16 protein-coding genes are annotated in these 14,811 nt (G+C 70.0%); 6 read left to right on the plus strand and 10 right to left on the minus strand.

Annotated features, from left to right (window positions below; translation table 11 throughout):
* The first annotated feature begins 39 nt into the window (after positions 1-39).
* On the plus strand, positions 40-1,518 hold the full coding sequence (locus JYK18_RS23105) for an NAD(P)/FAD-dependent oxidoreductase (RefSeq protein WP_206804589.1): 1,479 nt from the start codon (positions 40-42) through the stop codon (positions 1,516-1,518).
* A gap of 87 nt (positions 1,519-1,605) precedes the next feature.
* On the opposite strand, the gene JYK18_RS23110 is transcribed toward JYK18_RS23105, so the two are convergent.
* The 3 genes from JYK18_RS23110 to JYK18_RS23120 all read right to left on the minus strand — a co-directional run bounded on the left by JYK18_RS23110 (position 1,606) and on the right by JYK18_RS23120 (position 4,200).
* On the minus strand, positions 1,606-2,265 hold the full coding sequence (locus JYK18_RS23110; RefSeq protein ID WP_206804590.1) for a trypsin-like serine protease: 660 nt from the start codon (positions 2,263-2,265) through the stop codon (positions 1,606-1,608).
* A 134-nt stretch (positions 2,266-2,399) separates the two neighbouring features.
* The gene (locus tag JYK18_RS23115; RefSeq protein WP_206804591.1) at positions 2,400-3,341 is read right to left on the minus strand and encodes a LysR family transcriptional regulator; all 942 of its coding nucleotides are present in this window, start codon (positions 3,339-3,341) and stop codon (positions 2,400-2,402) included.
* A 10-nt stretch (positions 3,342-3,351) separates the two neighbouring features.
* Positions 3,352-4,200, minus strand: coding sequence for an MBL fold metallo-hydrolase (locus tag JYK18_RS23120; protein WP_206804592.1), 849 nt, complete (start codon positions 4,198-4,200; stop codon positions 3,352-3,354).
* Between the two features lie 82 nt (positions 4,201-4,282).
* Between JYK18_RS23120 and JYK18_RS23125 the strand changes: the two genes are divergently transcribed.
* The 3 genes from JYK18_RS23125 to JYK18_RS23135 all read left to right on the plus strand — a co-directional run bounded on the left by JYK18_RS23125 (position 4,283) and on the right by JYK18_RS23135 (position 8,152).
* Positions 4,283-5,119: a LysR family transcriptional regulator gene (locus JYK18_RS23125; RefSeq protein WP_206804593.1), complete on the plus strand. Its 837-nt coding sequence runs from the start codon at positions 4,283-4,285 to the stop codon at positions 5,117-5,119.
* Positions 5,120-5,153: 34 nt separating this feature from the next.
* The gene (locus JYK18_RS23130; protein WP_206804594.1) at positions 5,154-6,335 is read left to right on the plus strand and encodes an MFS transporter; all 1,182 of its coding nucleotides are present in this window, start codon (positions 5,154-5,156) and stop codon (positions 6,333-6,335) included.
* A 263-nt stretch (positions 6,336-6,598) separates the two neighbouring features.
* Positions 6,599-8,152 carry a GMC oxidoreductase gene (locus JYK18_RS23135; RefSeq protein WP_374195084.1) on the plus strand — a complete coding sequence of 518 codons (1,554 nt, stop codon included), beginning with the start codon at positions 6,599-6,601 and terminating at the stop codon, positions 8,150-8,152.
* Here the strand turns inward: JYK18_RS23135 and JYK18_RS23140 are convergent.
* Positions 8,149-8,628 (minus strand): carboxymuconolactone decarboxylase family protein, encoded by a 480-nt coding sequence (locus JYK18_RS23140; RefSeq protein ID WP_153034653.1) that lies wholly within the window; start codon positions 8,626-8,628, stop codon positions 8,149-8,151. The genes JYK18_RS23135 and JYK18_RS23140 overlap by 4 nt on opposite strands.
* Positions 8,625-9,704: a dihydrodipicolinate reductase gene (locus JYK18_RS23145; RefSeq protein ID WP_206804596.1), complete on the minus strand. Its 1,080-nt coding sequence runs from the start codon at positions 9,702-9,704 to the stop codon at positions 8,625-8,627. The genes JYK18_RS23140 and JYK18_RS23145 overlap by 4 nt, the downstream gene beginning before the upstream one ends.
* 205 nt (positions 9,705-9,909) lie before the next feature.
* Between JYK18_RS23145 and JYK18_RS23150 the strand changes: the two genes are divergently transcribed.
* Positions 9,910-11,094, plus strand: coding sequence for a glycoside hydrolase family 64 protein (locus JYK18_RS23150; protein WP_242582003.1), 1,185 nt, complete (start codon positions 9,910-9,912; stop codon positions 11,092-11,094).
* Positions 11,095-11,242: 148 nt separating this feature from the next.
* Here the strand turns inward: JYK18_RS23150 and JYK18_RS23155 are convergent, their stop codons facing one another.
* The 3 genes from JYK18_RS23155 to JYK18_RS23165 are packed head-to-tail and all read right to left on the minus strand — an operon-like array spanning position 11,243 to position 12,508.
* Complete coding sequence (locus JYK18_RS23155) at positions 11,243-11,689, minus strand: hypothetical protein (RefSeq protein ID WP_206804598.1); 447 nt, start codon at positions 11,687-11,689, stop codon at positions 11,243-11,245.
* A 28-nt stretch (positions 11,690-11,717) separates the two neighbouring features.
* Positions 11,718-12,050, minus strand: a complete 333-nt coding sequence (locus JYK18_RS23160) for a nuclear transport factor 2 family protein (RefSeq protein WP_206804599.1) — start codon at positions 12,048-12,050, stop codon at positions 11,718-11,720.
* A 5-nt stretch (positions 12,051-12,055) separates the two neighbouring features.
* Positions 12,056-12,508, minus strand: a complete 453-nt coding sequence (locus JYK18_RS23165) for a helix-turn-helix domain-containing protein (RefSeq protein ID WP_206804600.1) — start codon at positions 12,506-12,508, stop codon at positions 12,056-12,058.
* A gap of 91 nt (positions 12,509-12,599) precedes the next feature.
* On the opposite strand from JYK18_RS23165, the gene JYK18_RS23170 reads away from it, so the two are divergent.
* Positions 12,600-13,253, plus strand: a complete 654-nt coding sequence (locus JYK18_RS23170) for a DUF899 domain-containing protein (RefSeq protein ID WP_206804601.1) — start codon at positions 12,600-12,602, stop codon at positions 13,251-13,253.
* Here JYK18_RS23170 and JYK18_RS23175 read toward each other — a convergent pair.
* The gene (locus tag JYK18_RS23175) at positions 13,250-13,810 is read right to left on the minus strand and encodes a hypothetical protein (protein WP_206804602.1); all 561 of its coding nucleotides are present in this window, start codon (positions 13,808-13,810) and stop codon (positions 13,250-13,252) included. The genes JYK18_RS23170 and JYK18_RS23175 overlap by 4 nt on opposite strands.
* Before the next feature lie 65 nt (positions 13,811-13,875).
* Positions 13,876-14,805: a non-homologous end-joining DNA ligase gene (gene ligD, locus JYK18_RS23180; protein ID WP_206804603.1), complete on the minus strand. Its 930-nt coding sequence runs from the start codon at positions 14,803-14,805 to the stop codon at positions 13,876-13,878.
* Between the last annotated feature and the right edge of the window lie 6 nt (positions 14,806-14,811).

Consider the following 14,811-nt stretch of genomic DNA (forward strand, 5'->3'; position numbering starts at 1 on the left):
CACTGGCGCAAGACCCCGGCGCCAGCGCAGAGTAGGCAGATGACCACCTCGCAGCCCGAGCACCTCGACGTCCTCGTGGTCGGCGCCGGGATCTCCGGCATCGGGGCCGGCCGCTACCTCAAGGCCGAGCACCCGGCGAAGAGCTTCGCCATCCTGGAGGCCCGCGCGGCCTCGGGCGGCACCTGGGACCTGTTCCGCTACCCCGGCATCCGCTCGGACTCCGATCTGCACACCTTCGGCTACGAGTTCAAGCCGTGGCGGGACGAGCAGTCCATCGCCGACGCGCCGCGGATCCTGGCGTACCTGCGCGAGACCATCGCCGAAAACGGCCTGGACGCGCACATCCGCTACCACCACCGCCTGGTCGGCGCCGCGTGGTCCAGCGAGACGGCCCGGTGGACGGTCGAGGTCGAGCGCACCGACACCGGGGAGCGGCTGCGGCTCAGCGCGAACTGGTTGTTCGCCGCCGGGGGTTACTACCGCTACGACGAGGGCTTCACCCCGCGGTTCGAGGGCCGCGAGCGGTTCGAAGGCACGATCGTGCACCCGCAGCACTGGCCCGAGGACCTCGACTACGCGGGCAAGCGCGTCCTGGTCATCGGCAGCGGCGCCACCGCGGTCACCCTGGTGCCCGCGATGGCCGGGACCGCCGAGCACGTGACCATGCTGCAGCGCACGCCGACCTACGTGATGCCGGTGCCGCGCGAGGACAAGCTGGCCAACCTCGCGCGCAAGGTGCTCGGCGAGGAGCGCGGGTACGCGTTGTCCCGCCGCAAGAACATCGCCAAGCAGCTCGCGGTGTGGAAGTTCTGCCAGCGCTTCCCGAAGACGGCCCGGCGGCTGATCCGCTGGGTCAACACCAAGCAGCTGCCCGCCGGCTATCCGGTCGACGAGCACTTCAACCCGCCCTACGACCCGTGGGACCAGCGGCTGTGCGCGGTGCCGAACGGCGACCTGTTCCGCGAGATCCGCCGGGGCACGGCTTCGGTGGTGACCGACCGGATCAGCACCTTCACCGAACGCGGGGTGCTGCTGGAATCCGGCAGGGAGCTGGAGGCCGACCTCATCGTCACCGCCACCGGGCTGAACGTGCAGGCCTTCGGCGGGGTCGGGCTGACCGTGGACGGCCGGCCGGTGGAGCTGTCGGAAACGCTGGCGTACAAGGGCATGATGCTGTCCGGGGTGCCGAACTTCGCCTTCGCCATCGGGTACACGAACTCCTCGTGGACGCTCAAGGTCGGGCTGCTGTGCGAGCACTTCTGCCGCTTGCTGTCCTATATGGACGAACACGGGTACGACACCTGCCGCCCGGAACCCGCCGACCCGTCGATGCCGACGCGGCCGCTGCTGGACTTCGCCGCCGGCTACGTCCAGCGCGCGGTGGACCAGCTGCCGCGCCAGGGCGACCGGATGCCGTGGCTGATGTCGATGAGCTACCACGCCGACGTCAAGCTGCTGCGCGCGGACAGCGTGGTCGATCCGGAGCTGCGGTTCTCCCGCGCCGACGTGCTCGTCTGACTCCGCGGAGCATCGTCTCCACCGGCGAAAGCCCTGGCCTTCGCCGGATCGGGCGGGGCGAAGGCCAGGGGCTCCCGGTGGTCGTTGCTACACCCCGGAAGTGTTCCGGATCCAGGTCCGGTTCGCGGAGATGCTGGTGTGCGTGGAGGTGTCCACCTTGTTGCCGGCGATGTGCACCCCGACCTGACGGCCGCCGACGAAGACCGGGCCGCCGGAGTCGCCGCCGTTGGTCAGGCCGTTGCCGCGGTACGCGCGGATCAGCCCGTTGCTGACGCTGATCACGTCCATCTGGGCGACCTTGAGGTTGCGCTGCAGCACGCCGTCCTCGTTGTAGCCCCAGCCGTAGACCTGTTCGCTGTCCCCGACCGAGACCGAGGTGCCGAGCGCGGCGTAGGTGGTGCTGATCGACCGGTCCAGTCTGAGCAGCGCGATGTCGGCGCCGCTGGACGGGGTGTGGATGGCGGACACCGCCGCGTAGGTGCCCGCCTGGTGGTCCACGTTGCCCACCTTCACCGAGTAGGTCGCGCCGGGTTCGTCGATGCAGTGCTGGGCGGTGAGCACCCAGGTGGCGCTGATGATCGAGCCGGAGCACCACTGCTGGCCGTTCTGCTGGACCATCGCGGCCCACGGCCCCGACTTGGCGTACTCGCCGTCGATGATGGGGGCGGCGCCGGCCGCCGGCGTGACCGCCGCCAGTCCGGCGGTGGCGAGCAGGGCGGTGAACAGGCCTCGGATGCGCGTCTTCACAGGGGTTGCCTTCCACTACGGGGAAACACAGGGGGAGAAAAGGCAGCGCCCAGGGGTCGCCCAGGCCCGTTCCGGTACCGGTTTTCCCATGCTAGGCAGAACGGGGCAGCGGGTAACAGCGACTAAAGCAGGGTCTACTGTGGAGCGCCCGCCAGTACCGGCTCGGCGGGCGGCAGCCACTGGGTGGCCGGGTCGAACGGGGTCACCCGGTCGGCGATGTGCTCGACCAGCGCCGGGAGCGCCGGATGGCGGTTGCGCCGGTGCCACAGCATCGACCACGGGTAGAGCGGCGTCGGGTCGACCACCGGGATCTGCACGATCCCGGCGTGCCACGGCACGCGCATGCGTTCCCCGCCGAAGGTGTAGCGGTCGCGGGAGGCGGCGAGCTCGTCGAGCATGTGGTCCAGGCCGAAGTGCGGGCCCGCGGTCTGGATGCGGAGCTCGAACTCCCGCTGGAGGTGGGTGTAGTAGTCGGCCCATTCGCTGCCCGGTTCGTTGCCGGGCATCCAGGTGATCGAGTCGGCGAGCTCGGCCATCCGCACGCGGCGGCGCCCGGCCAGCGGGTGCTTGCGCCCGGCCAGCACGTGGTGCGGTTCGAGGTAGGCGGGCTGGTGCGCGAGCGCCGGGTCGAGCTCGCCGGTGACCCTGGCGAAGGCCACGTCGATCGCGCCGCCGAGCAGGGCGGGCTGGGCCTCCCGCAGCCCGCGCGAGGTGACGATGTCGATCTTGACCTCGGGCTGGGCCTCGTGGAAGACGCGGATCAGCTCGGTCGGGGCGAGCCGGGTGCCCGCGACGTCCACCCGCAGCGGCCGGTCGCGCTCGCGCACCGACCGCACCGCCTGGTCGGCCAGCGCGACCAGGGCGCGGGCGTCGGGCAGGAAGGCGGCGCCCTCGTCGGTGAGGTCGGTGCCGGTGCGGGCGCGGTGGAACAGCGTGGTGCCCAGGCCCGCTTCGAGCTTGGCGATCCGCTTCGAGGTCGCCTGCTGGGTCAGGCCGAGCCGGTCGGCGGCGTCGCCGAAGTGCCGTTCGTCGGCGACGGCGACAAAGGCCCGGACCGCACCGAGGTCCAGTTCCATGCCGCCGAGCCTAACCGTGTTCGGCGGTGAAGCAGGCGACGGCCGGGTCGATCCACTCGCGGCCCCGCCACTCCGGACGGCGGGCGATCACCGACGCGCGCACCTCGTCGAGGACGTCGTCCGCGCCCGCGTCGAGTCGGCGCCAGGTTTCGTCCCGCAGCACGTGCAGGTAGTCGCGGACCTCGGTGAGCAGCTCCCGGCCGCCGAGATCGCCGTGACCGGGCACCACCTGCACCGGTGCCTCCTCGATCAGCCGCTCCACCACGGTGATCCAGCGCGTGCCGGAGACGTCGGTGTCGTGCGGCGGGAACCACGGGAAGATGGCGAACTGCCCGGTTTCGACCAGGTCGCCGGTGAACATCGTGTCCGCGTCCGGCACGGTGACCACCTGGTCGCCGGCGCTGTGCGCGCGGCCCGTCGCCCGCAGCCGGACCTCGCGGCCGCCCAGGTCGAGGGTGTGGCTCTCCTCGTAGACCAGGTCCGGCACCGGGATCTCCACGTCCTCGAGCTGCTCGGCGATCGCCGGGCCGAGACCGCGGAACATCTCCAGGTACCCGAGGCCCTTCTGCGCCAGGTCGACGGCCTGGGCGCGGTTGACCAGGTAGGTGGCGCGCCCGCGGAACACCTGCGCGCCGAACGCGTGTTCCGGGTGGAAATGCGTGGTGGTCAGGAAAAGCTCACGCCCGCGGGCGAAGCCGGTGGCGAATTCGAGCACCGGTTCGGCGTTGCGCGGGCCCATCCCGGTGTCCACCACGAGCACCGCGTCCCGGCCGCCGATGATCCCGATGTTCGGCACGAGGTCGGTGTTCTGGTTCGGGAGCACCACCAGTTCGGTGGCGATCTCCTGTTGTGCTGTCATGCCACCAGTCCAGCCGTGCCGGGGCGCGTGCGTCCAAGTCCGGTCCGGTATCCGCGATACCGGCGCAGTATCGTCACCGGTCATGGACCTGCGGACGCTGCGGTACTTCGTGACGGTGGCCGAGGAGCGGCACTTCGGCCGCGCCGCCGCGCGCCTGCACATGACCCAGCCACCGCTGAGCCGGGCGATCCGCGGCCTGGAAACCGATCTCGGCGTGACGCTGTTCGACCGGTCGGCGCAGGGCGTTTCGCTCACCGCGGCCGGTACCGAGCTGCTGGCCGAGGCACGGCAGTTGCTCGACCACGCCGATCAGGTGCGCGAGCGCGTGACGGCCGCGTCCACCCTGGTCGTCGGCACGCTCGCGGACAGCGCGGAGCAACTGGGCTCGCGGCTCGTGGCCACCTTCCGCGCGCGGCACCCGAAGGTCGGGGTCCGGGTGCGGGAGAGCGACTTCAGCGATCCCACCTGCGGACTCCGAAGTGGACTCGTCGACGTCGCGCTGACCCGCGGGCCGTTCGAGGACAACGGGATCAGCACGCACACACTCCGCGAGGACCCGGTGTCGGCGCTCCTGCGCGCCGACGATCCGTTGGCAGCACGGGAATCCCTGCGACTGCGTGAGCTCGCCGACCGGCCGTGGTTCCGGCTCGCCGACGTCACCGATCCGGTCTGGGCCGCCTACTGGAGCGGTGGCGAGGAGCGCGGGGGACCGAAGGTGCGCACGGCGCAGGAGTGCTTCCAGGCGGTCCGGTGGAACGGGTCGGTCGGCCTGATGCCGGGTGGTTCGCCGTTGCCGGACGGGCTGGTCGCGGTGCCGCTGACCGATCTGCCGCCGTGCCCGCTGGTGATCGCGTGGCCGTCGAAGGAGCCGGACGCGCTCGCCCGCTCGTTCGTCCGCACCGCGTTGGCCGTGGCTTGACCTCCAGTGCACTCCAGGTCCTAGCTTCGGGTGCATGACCGAGACGACCGTCGCCACGCGGCGCACGCCCAGCCCGCTGCTGGCGACCCTGCTCGGGGTCAGCACCATGACGATCATGGCCAGCGCCACCATCACCCCGGCGCTGCCCGGGATGGAACGTCATTTCGCCGGGACCCCGCACGCCGAGGTGCTGGTGCGCCTCGTGCTCACCCTGCCGGGCCTGGCGATCATGCTGGCCGCGCCGGTGCTCGGCCACGTCGGCCTGCGGCTCGGCCGGGTGCGCGTGCTGGCCGGGGGCCTGGTGCTCTACACCGTCGGCGGCGGATCCGGTCTGTTCCTCGACTCCCTGCCCGCGCTGCTCGCCGGCCGGGTGCTGCTCGGGGTGGGCATCGCGGCGATCATGACCACCGCGACGGCGTTGCTCGCCGATCACCACCCGTCCTCGCAGCACGGCCGGGTGCTCGGCCTGCAGGGCGCGGCGATGGGCTTCGGCGGGGTGGTCGCGATGCTGCTCGGCGGGGCGCTGGCGGAGCTGAGCTGGCGCGGGCCGTTCGCGGTGTACCTGCTGGCCGTGCCGGTGTTCTTCCTGGTCGTGCGCAACGTGCCGGAGGCACCGGTGGTGGTGCGTGAGGCCGGGGAGCCGACCGGTTCGCCGTGGACCGCGCGGCTGCTCGGGTTGTACCTGCTGACCTTCCTCAGCATCACCGCGTTCTACACGATCCCGACGCAGGCGCCGTTCTGGCTGGCCGAACTGGGCGGGGCGGGGCCGGTGGTGACCGGCGCGATGATCGCCGGGGTGAACCTGGTGATGACCGCGATCGGGCTGAACTACGGCAGGCTGCGCGCGCGGTGGGACTTCCGCGTGCTGGCGGTGGTGATGTTCGCCGCCTACGCCGTGGGCCTGGTGCTGATCGGCACCGCCGCGAACCTGTGGACCGCGGCGGCGGGCATGCTGGTCGTCGGGCTCGGGGTCGGCCTGAGCAACCCGACGCTGAACGGCTGGGCCGTCGCCTCGGTCGAACCCGGCGCACGGACGCGGGCGCTCGGCCTGCTCACCTCGGTGCTGTTCCTCGGCCAGTTCGCCTCGCCGCTGATCGCGCAGCCGATCGTCGGGGGAGCGGGCCTGGGCGCCACCTTCCTCCTGGGCGGGGGGCTGGCCGTGCTGGTCGCGCTCGTGCTCGCCGGAATGGCCCTCACCAGGCGCGCGCGCAGCTGACTCCGCCATTCGGCCGAATTCCGCATCTTGACTATCCACAATGGATACAAGATGCGGAATTTCTGGTGGTTGGACCATTCGAGCGTGCACTCCCCGGCGGGAACAAGTTACTGTCGCGTACGTAGTGACTTGATCATCGACGCAAGTATAACTTGTTCTCATATGTCGAGAGTGAGGAACGTCACATGAGCGGTAACTCCCTGTCTGGCAAAGGTTCTATGGACGTATCCCGGCGTGCCTTCATCGCTGGAACTGGTTCTATCCTGGGGCTGGCGGCTCTGGGGGTCGGCCGGGCAGGGGCGGCGCCGCCGCCGGCGCCCATCGCGGACGGGGCGCAGGTCTCCGCGCTGGTGATCGGCACCGGTTACGGCGGCTCGGTCACCGCGCTGCGGCTCGCGCAGGCCGGGGTGGACGTGCACATGATCGAGATGGGCATGGCCTGGGACACCCCGGGCCCGGACGGCAACATCTTCGCCAACACCACCAGCCCCGACTACCGCTCGTACTGGCTCCGCACCCGGACCAAGCAGCCGCTGAGCAACTTCCTCGGCTTCCCCATCGACAGGGACGTCCCGCTGCACACCGGCATCCTCGACGCCGAGGACTTCAGCGGGATCAGCGTGTACCAGGGTCGCGGCGTCGGCGGCGGGTCGCTGGTCAACGGCGGTATGGCGGTCACGCCGAAGCGCGAGAACTTCGGCGGGGTGCTGCCCTCGGTCAACCCCGACGAGATGTACAACGTGTACTACCCGCGCGCCAACGCCGGGCTGGGCGTCACCGAGGTGGACGTGGCCTGGTGGGAGAGCGCCGAGTGCTACCAGTACGCCCGCGTCGGCCGCAAGCACGCCGAGCGGTCCGGGTTCCCGTTCGTCTTCGTGCCGAACGTCTACGACTGGAACTACATGAAGCAGGAGCAGGCCGGCGCCGTGCCCAAGTCGGCGCTGCGCGGTGAGGTGCTCTACGGCAACAACCACGGCAAGAAGTCGCTGCAGAAGACCTACCTGGCCCAGGCGAAGGCGACCGGCCGGGTGGCCATCTCACCGCTGCACAAGGTCACCTCGGTGACCCCCGCCTCCGGTGGCCGCTACACCGTGGTGATCGAGCAGATCAACACCACCGGCGCCACCACCGCGACCAAGTCGGTCACCGCCGACCGGGTGTTCTTCGCCGCGGGCAGCGTCGGCACCAGCAAGCTGCTGACCAAGCTCAAGGCCACCGGCGCGCTGCCGGGGCTCAACGGCGAGATCGGCAAGGGCTGGGGCGACAACGGCAACGTGATGTGCGGGCGCGCCAACCACATGTGGGACGCGACCGGCGCGCTGCAGTCGTCCATGCCCACCGCGGGCATCGACAACTGGGCGGCGGGCGGCGCGTTCGCCGAGGTCGCGCCCCTGCCGACGGGCATCGAGACGTTCGCGTCGTTCTACCTGTCGATCACCAAGAACCCGAACCGCGCGCAGTTCAGCTACAACGCCTCGACCGGCAAGGTGGACCTGAACTGGCAGACCGCCTGGAAGCAGCCGTCCATCGACATGGCGAAGACGATCTTCGACAAGATCAACGCCAAGGAGGGCACGATCTACCGGACCGACCTGTTCGGCGTCTACAAGATCTGGGGCGACCACCTGACCTACCACCCGCTCGGCGGCGTGGTGCTGAACAAGGCCACCGACAACTACGGCCGCCTGCACGGGTACTCCGGGCTGTACGTGGTCGACGGGTCGCTGATCCCGGGCAACGCCAGCGTGAACCCGTTCGTGACGATCACCGCGCTCGCCGAACGCAACGCCGAGCGGGTGATCGCCGAGGACTTCTAGAACTTGGGCACCACGCACACCGAGTCGATGCCGAGGACGTGGTTGAGCCTGCCGAAGGCGAGCCAGGAACCGATGCTCATGCTCAGTTCCACGATCTCGGCCTGGCTGTAGTGCTTGGTCATCCTCGACCAGAACTCCTCGTCCAGGCCGTGGTGGTCCAGTGCGTACCGCTCGGCGTATTCGGCGGCCAGCCGCGTGCGGTCGTCGAAGGCGTCGGTGGTGCGCCACTGGGCCACCGCGTCGGCGAAGGACTCTTCGACCTTCTGCCCGTCGCGCTCGGTGCGCCAGTCGAGGCAGAACACGCAGCCGTTGATCTGCGCGGTCCGCAGCCGCGCCGCCTCGAACTCGCGCAAGCCGAGCGTGGTGTGGCTGTACACCGCCAGCGAGAAGTTCGACGCCGCGGTTCCGATGCCGGGCACCATTTCGCCCCACACGTAACCGATCGCGTCCTTGCCTTCGGGGATGTCGATGATCATCGGGTGCTCCTTCCGAGCCTGCCCGCCGCCGGGCGCAGGGGAACGTCGAGTGCGTCGTAGAGACCGGGTTCGGTGCCGGTGAGCCAGTCGATCGCGTTGACCAGCCTGCCGACCGCGGTCGCGTTGCCACCGGCGGAGCGGTTCTCGCCCTCGTCGCTGGCTTCCACGGTGACCTCGATCCGCGGCCGGCCTTCGATGATCACGCGGTGCGCGCCGGACGGGTTCGGCGGCTGCGGCCAGTCCGGGGCGCAGGACGGGTGGATGCGGGTGACGTGCTCGATCACGATCCGCGGTTCCCCGCCGACGATCCCCTGCACCTCGAACCGCACCGCGCCCTGCGTGCCCGCCTCGAACTCGCCCATGGTCCGGGTGCCCACGGTGGTCTCGAGTGGACGGCGGTCCAGCGTTTCGCGGATCTCCTCGACCTCGGCGCCGAGCGCCCTGGCGATCAGCCGCACCTGCCCGCCCCACACCATGGTCGGCACCGACGGCGCGAGCATCGGCGGCTGGTAGTCCATCGGCTGCCCCATGCCGACCAGGTACCGGACCGAATCCGGCTGCTCGTAGGTGGAGTAATCGAAGATCTCCTGGCAGCGCACGGCGTCCACAGTGGTGCCGAGGCCGCTGAGCAGCGCGGGCAGCACGTCGTTGCCCCAGCCGGGATCCACCCCGGAGACGAACAGCGAGCCGCCGCCGTCGTTGATCGCGGCCAGTACCGGTTCGCGCAGCTCCGCCGGGGCGTTGAGCTGGTCGTACAGCGGGTAGAGGGCGGGCGTGACCACCACCGCGCCCGCCCGGATCGCGTCGGTGATGTCCTTGAGCGCTTCGTCGGGGCGGATGTCGCCGGAGGCCGCGTACACCACCGCGCGGGGTTTGGCGGCCAGCACGGCGGCCGGGTCGCCGGTGGCCCGCACGCCCAGCTCGTGGTCCAGACCAGCCAGCTCACCCGCGTCGCGGCCGAGCTTGTCCGGGTTGTGCACGAGCACGGCGGCCAGGTCGAGCGACGGGTGGGCGGTGACCGCACGGATGGCCGCGCGGCCGATGTTGCCTGTGCCCCAGACAACTGTGGGAATCATGTCCAGGAGGTTAACGAAGATATCCGGGGTTGCCTAGCTGCCGACGGGTGCGGTGCGCCCGGTGACGTTGACACCTAACGTGGAACGTGTGATCCTGGGAAGGCTCTCCCTGTATCCGGAAGTGCACGGTCCCCGCCATTAACACGCCTTCCGGTGCATTCTATTTCGCTCCTGTGGATATTCCTGTTCTAGGAGGAGAATGCGCATGTCCGTACCAAGAAAGCTGCTGGCGCTGTGCGCCGCGCTGGCCACCGCGGCCGGGCTGGCCTCGGTGCCGTCCGCGGCCGCGGCGGTACCGGCCACCATCCCGCTGACCATCAAGAACACCTCGGGTCGCGGTGAGCCGGTCTACGTCTACAACCTGGGCACCGAGCTCAGCACCGGCCGCCAGGGCTGGGCCGACGCGAACGGCACCTTCCACCCGTGGCCGGCCGGTGGCAACCCGCCGACCCCGGCGCCGGACGCCTCGATCCCGGGCCCGGCCAACGGCGGTTCGATCACCGTCCGGCTGCCGAAGTTCTCCGGCCGGGTCTATTTCTCCTACGGCCAGAAACTGGTGTTCAAACTGACCACCGGCGGGCTGGTGCAGCCCGCGGTGCAGAATCCGAGCGACCCGAACCGGAACATTCTGTTCAACTGGACCGAGTACACGCTCAACGACGCGGGAATCTGGATCAACAGCACCCAGGTCGACATGTTCTCCGCGCCGTACTCGGTCGGCGTGCAATTGTCGGGTGGGGCGCAGAAAACCACCGGGCGGTTGAAGGCCGGTGGCTACAACGGTTTCTTCTCCGCGTTGAAGGCGCAGCCGGGCGGCTGGGGCAACCTGGTCCAGACCAAGCCGGACGGCAGCGTGCTGCGTGCGCTCTCGCCGGGCCACGGCGTCGGGTCCGGGGTGCTGAACGCGGGCATCATGGACGACTACATCAATCGCGTGTGGTCCAAGTACGCGTCGTCCACTTTGACCGTCACGCCGTTCGCGAACCAGCCGGGTACCAAGTACTTCGGCCGCGTCTCCGGGAACACGATGAACTTCACCAACTCGGCGGGCGCGGTGGTCACCTCCTTCCAGAAGCCGGACTCCGACAGCGTCTTCGGCTGCTACAAACTGCTCGACGCGCCGAACGACCTGGTGCGCGGGCCGATTTCGCGCACCCTGTGCGCCGGATACAACCGGTCCACGCTGCTGAGCAACCCGAACCAGCCGGACGCCGGCTCGGGCGGCTTCTACCAGGACTCGGTGACCAACCACTATTCCCGCCTGATCCACGAGCGGATGGTGGACGGCAAGGCCTACGGCTTCGCCTTCGATGACGTCGGCGCCCACGAATCACTGGTGCACGACGGGAATCCGGCGCAGGCGAGCATCACGCTGGATCCGTTCAACTAGCGCTCCACGCGCCAACCCCGGCGGCCCGGAGGAACGGGCCCACGTGGACCGGGGTGTGCGCACGGTGGCTGCTGGGCCAATCGCTGGAGTGTCACGAATGTGGTTGTCGAGACGCTGGACGTCTCGACAGCCACATTCGTGACATCGGCTAGACGGGTTCGAGGAGGGCGGAGAGGCGGGCGATGCGGTTGTCCGCGCCGAATTCGACGTGGAGGTAGTGGTTGTTCACGCGGAAGCGGTCGAAGTTCGGGCCGCTGCGTTCCGGCGGGCCCAGCAGCGCACCGACCTCGGCGCGGCTCGCGGTGGGGGACAGGCCGTCGACCAGTGCGTCCGGGCGCGGGTACAAGCCGTACGTGCCGTCCTGGCTGTCCTGCTGCGTCCGCACCATGGCCGAGACCAGCACGTCGTTCTCGAACAGGAGGTCGGTGCCCGCCGGCTTGAAGGTGAAGTAGGTCGACTTCTCGCCGTCGAAGTCGAACTCCTCGACCTGCAGGCCGGGGCCCACGAGCGCGATCGCTTCGAGGATCCGGCTGTCGCCCTGGCGGTAGCCCAGCACACCCAGCAACACGGCCATTTCGCCGGTGACGGTAGTCATCTGCCCTTCCTCGCGCAGCATGCGCACCCTAGACCTGGTGGACGTGCCACTCCGCGACCAGGTTGTCCGCGGTGAGGACGGCGGTCCACCGCGCCGGGCCCTGGAGGTCGGGGTGGCCGGGGCAGATCGAGTGCCCGGTGATCGAGATCCGCGCGCCGTCGGTGGTCACCGACTCGAAGACGTTGCGGTACTCCGGGAACGCCACGAAGAACCCGGACCACGCCTCCAGGCAGGCCCGCTTGCCGGCGACCACGTTGCCGTCGGTGTCGACGAAGCGGTGGTCGTCGCTCATCAGGCGGCCGAGTCCGGTCAGGTCGTGGGCGTTGATCCGCGCGTTGAACTGCTCGGCGACGGTTTCCATGCCCCTCACGCTAGGCCCGGCCCCGGCAGCACGTCGAGATCGGTCGCCCGCATCGGCTCCCCGCAGTCGGCGCAGCGCAGCTCGACGTGGCTGATCCGGCCGCACGCGTGGTGCCGGTAGAGCACCGGCGGCCCCGCCTCGCCGGCCAGCCAGCGATCACCCCAGCGCACCATCACCAGCAGCAGGTCGCACAGCTCGGTCCCGCGTTCGGTGAGCACGTACTCGTGCCGCGGCGGGCGGTCCGAGTACCGCCGCCGCGTCAGCACGTCCTGCTCGGCCAGCCACTTCAGGCGTTCGGTGAGCACCTTGCGCGAGATGCCCAGCGACTCCTGCAGCTGGTCGAACCGGTTGATGCCGACGTAGACGTTCCGCAGGATCAGCGGGGACCACGGCTCGCCGATCACGTCCATCGTCCTGGCGATCGAGCACGCCATCTCACCGAAGCGGGTGCGTTGCATGGGCGCAGTCTAGCCGGGAGGGTTCCTTCAGGGAACTAAGTGCGTTACGGTCAGTTCCGTCAGGGAACTCAAACACGGATGGAGCAGTGCGATGAACCGGCCGCAGGTGGTTTCCCCGGAGGAATGGCAGGTCGCCAGGGACGCGCTCCTGGTCAAGGAGAAGGAGCACACGCGCGCACTGGACGCGCTGGCCGCCGAGCGCCGCAGGCTGCCGATGGTCCGCCTCGACCCCGGCTACCGGTTCACCGCGCCGGACGGCGCGGAGGTCGGCCTGGCCGGGCTCTTCGACGGCAAGCGGCAGCTGGTCGTCTACCACTTCATGCTCCGGCAGGGGCAGGACCACCTGTGCGAAGGGTGCTGCTCGTTCACCGACAACCTCGCCGACCAGGACCACCTCAACGCCCGCGACACCCGGCTGATCCTGCTCTGCCGCGCCCCGCAGGCGGAGATCGCGCCGGTCCGCGAGCGCATGGGCTGGACCGTGCCCTGGTACTCCAGCCACGGCAGCACCTTCGAGGACGACCTCGGCCTCACCGGCGGTTTCGGCCTGAGCGTGCTCCTGCGCGACGGCGACGAGTTCTTCCGGACCTACTTCACCACCTCGCGCGGTGTCGACCGGCTGCGGATGGACTTCAACCTGCTCGACCTGACCCCGTACGGGCGCCAGGAGACCTGGGAGGACTCACCGGCAGGCTGGCCGCAGGACCCGGCCATGTCCTGGCTGCGCCTCCGCGACGAGTACTAGCGCAGCAGGTCCGGCCGCACCCGGCCGATCGCCTGGGTCAGCTCCTGCACCTTGGCGAAGCTCGGCAGCCTCAGCGCCACCTCCGGCGCGGGGACCGGCGGGCCCTTCACCATCGCCGCGTGGCGGGTGGCGAAGTGCGGGTCCACCGCGGTGAACACCACCAGCGGCAGCACCGGCTTCGAGTTCGGGTCCCGCTTGCCCGGCGGGCGCGGTTCCTGGCCGCGCACGGCACGCAACTCCTCCCACGCGATCAGGTCGGACTTGCGACCGGCGCGCCACCACAGCCCGCGTTCGTCGACGGCGAAGCGGTAGTGGTGCGGGAAGGAGCCGATCATGGCCATCACGCCGCCCAGCGCGAGCGAGCCGAAGAACAACGCCGCGACGGCCGGGGGAACGTCCTTGTACTTCGACGACGACGACGGGGACCCGATGTCGGGGAAGGCGGCGGCCATGCCGAAGAGGACGAACATGGCCAGCCCGCCGATGAACAACCACCGGCCGGACTGGTACTCGATCACGGGCGTTCCGGGCTGGGGGGACCAGGTTTGTTCGGACACGCCCGGCAGCGTAGCCGCCGCCTTCCGCGCGCGCTGCCGATCTCCGGATTCGGGTCGTCCCGGGTTCAGTCGAGGCCGTCGCGGTCGGCCCAGTCCAGCAGCGTGTCCACTGTGTACGCCACCTCGTCGATCTTCTCGTGCGGGTCACCCAGCTCGGCGAAGCGGCGGGACACCACGCCGATGGTGCACTCCCTCGGTTCCACATCATCCACTTCGGACCAGGTGATCGGCGTGGAGACCACCGCCTCCGGCACCCCGCGCACCGAGTAGGCGCTGGCGATGGTGTGGTCGCGGGTGTTCTGGTTGTAGTCGACGAAGACCTTGCCCGGATCGCGGTCCTTGCGCCACCACTCGGTGGTCACGTCGTCCGGCGCGCGCCGCTCGACCTCCTTGGCGAAGGCCAGCGCCGCCCGCCGGACCTCCTGGAAGCCCCTGGCCGGTTCGACGCGCACGTAGATGTGCAGCCCGTCGCCGCCGGAGGTCTTCGGCCAGCCGACGATGCCGAGTTCGTCGAGCACCTCGTGCGCCACCCGGGCCACCCGGCGCACCCGCTCGAAGTCGCACTCCGGCATCGGGTCCAGGTCGATCCGCCACTCGTCCGGGCTTTCCGTGTCCGCGCGCCGGGAGTTCCACGGGTGGAACTCCACAGTGGACATCTGCACCGCCCAGATCACGCTGGCCAGCTCGGTCACGCACAGCTCGTCCGCGTGCCGGTTGTACCGGGGGAAGTGCACCCGCACCGTCTCCAGCCACGGCGGCGCCCCGTTCGGCACGCGCTTCTGGTGCACCTTCTCCCCGGCCACCCCGGACGGGAACCGGTGCAGCATGCACGGCCGCTCGCGCAGCGCGCGCACGATGCCGTCACCCACCGACAGGTAGTAGTTGACCAGGTCGAGCTTGGTCTCGCCCCGGGCCGGAAAGTAGACCCGGTCCGGGTTCGACACCCGCACCACGCGCGGGCCGACCTCGATCTCCACCGCCGGTGACTTGCTCATGCGACG

Origin of the sequence: Amycolatopsis sp. 195334CR (assembly GCF_017309385.1) — a bacterium.
In the GTDB taxonomy this organism is placed as follows: domain Bacteria; phylum Actinomycetota; class Actinomycetes; order Mycobacteriales; family Pseudonocardiaceae; genus Amycolatopsis.

Bases quoted from the DNA above. Each gene is read 5' to 3' on its own strand.
- JYK18_RS23130 (WP_206804594.1), top strand. From the start codon at position 5,154: ATGACCGAGACGACCGTCGCCACGCGGCGCACGCCCAGCCCGCTGCTG.
- JYK18_RS23155 (WP_206804598.1), bottom strand. From the start codon at position 11,689: ATGACTACCGTCACCGGCGAAATGGCCGTGTTGCTGGGTGTGCTGGGC.
- JYK18_RS23140 (WP_153034653.1), bottom strand. From the start codon at position 8,628: ATGATCATCGACATCCCCGAAGGCAAGGACGCGATCGGTTACGTGTGG.
- JYK18_RS23170 (WP_206804601.1), top strand. From the start codon at position 12,600: ATGAACCGGCCGCAGGTGGTTTCCCCGGAGGAATGGCAGGTCGCCAGG.
- JYK18_RS23150 (WP_242582003.1), top strand. From the start codon at position 9,910: ATGTCCGTACCAAGAAAGCTGCTGGCGCTGTGCGCCGCGCTGGCCACC.
- JYK18_RS23105 (WP_206804589.1), top strand. From the start codon at position 40: ATGACCACCTCGCAGCCCGAGCACCTCGACGTCCTCGTGGTCGGCGCC.
- JYK18_RS23165 (WP_206804600.1), bottom strand. From the start codon at position 12,508: ATGCAACGCACCCGCTTCGGTGAGATGGCGTGCTCGATCGCCAGGACG.
- JYK18_RS23120 (WP_206804592.1), bottom strand. From the start codon at position 4,200: ATGACAGCACAACAGGAGATCGCCACCGAACTGGTGGTGCTCCCGAAC.
- JYK18_RS23115 (WP_206804591.1), bottom strand. From the start codon at position 3,341: ATGGAACTGGACCTCGGTGCGGTCCGGGCCTTTGTCGCCGTCGCCGAC.
- ligD (WP_206804603.1), bottom strand. From the start codon at position 14,805: ATGAGCAAGTCACCGGCGGTGGAGATCGAGGTCGGCCCGCGCGTGGTG.
- JYK18_RS23125 (WP_206804593.1), top strand. From the start codon at position 4,283: ATGGACCTGCGGACGCTGCGGTACTTCGTGACGGTGGCCGAGGAGCGG.
- JYK18_RS23160 (WP_206804599.1), bottom strand. From the start codon at position 12,050: ATGGAAACCGTCGCCGAGCAGTTCAACGCGCGGATCAACGCCCACGAC.
- JYK18_RS23145 (WP_206804596.1), bottom strand. From the start codon at position 9,704: ATGATTCCCACAGTTGTCTGGGGCACAGGCAACATCGGCCGCGCGGCC.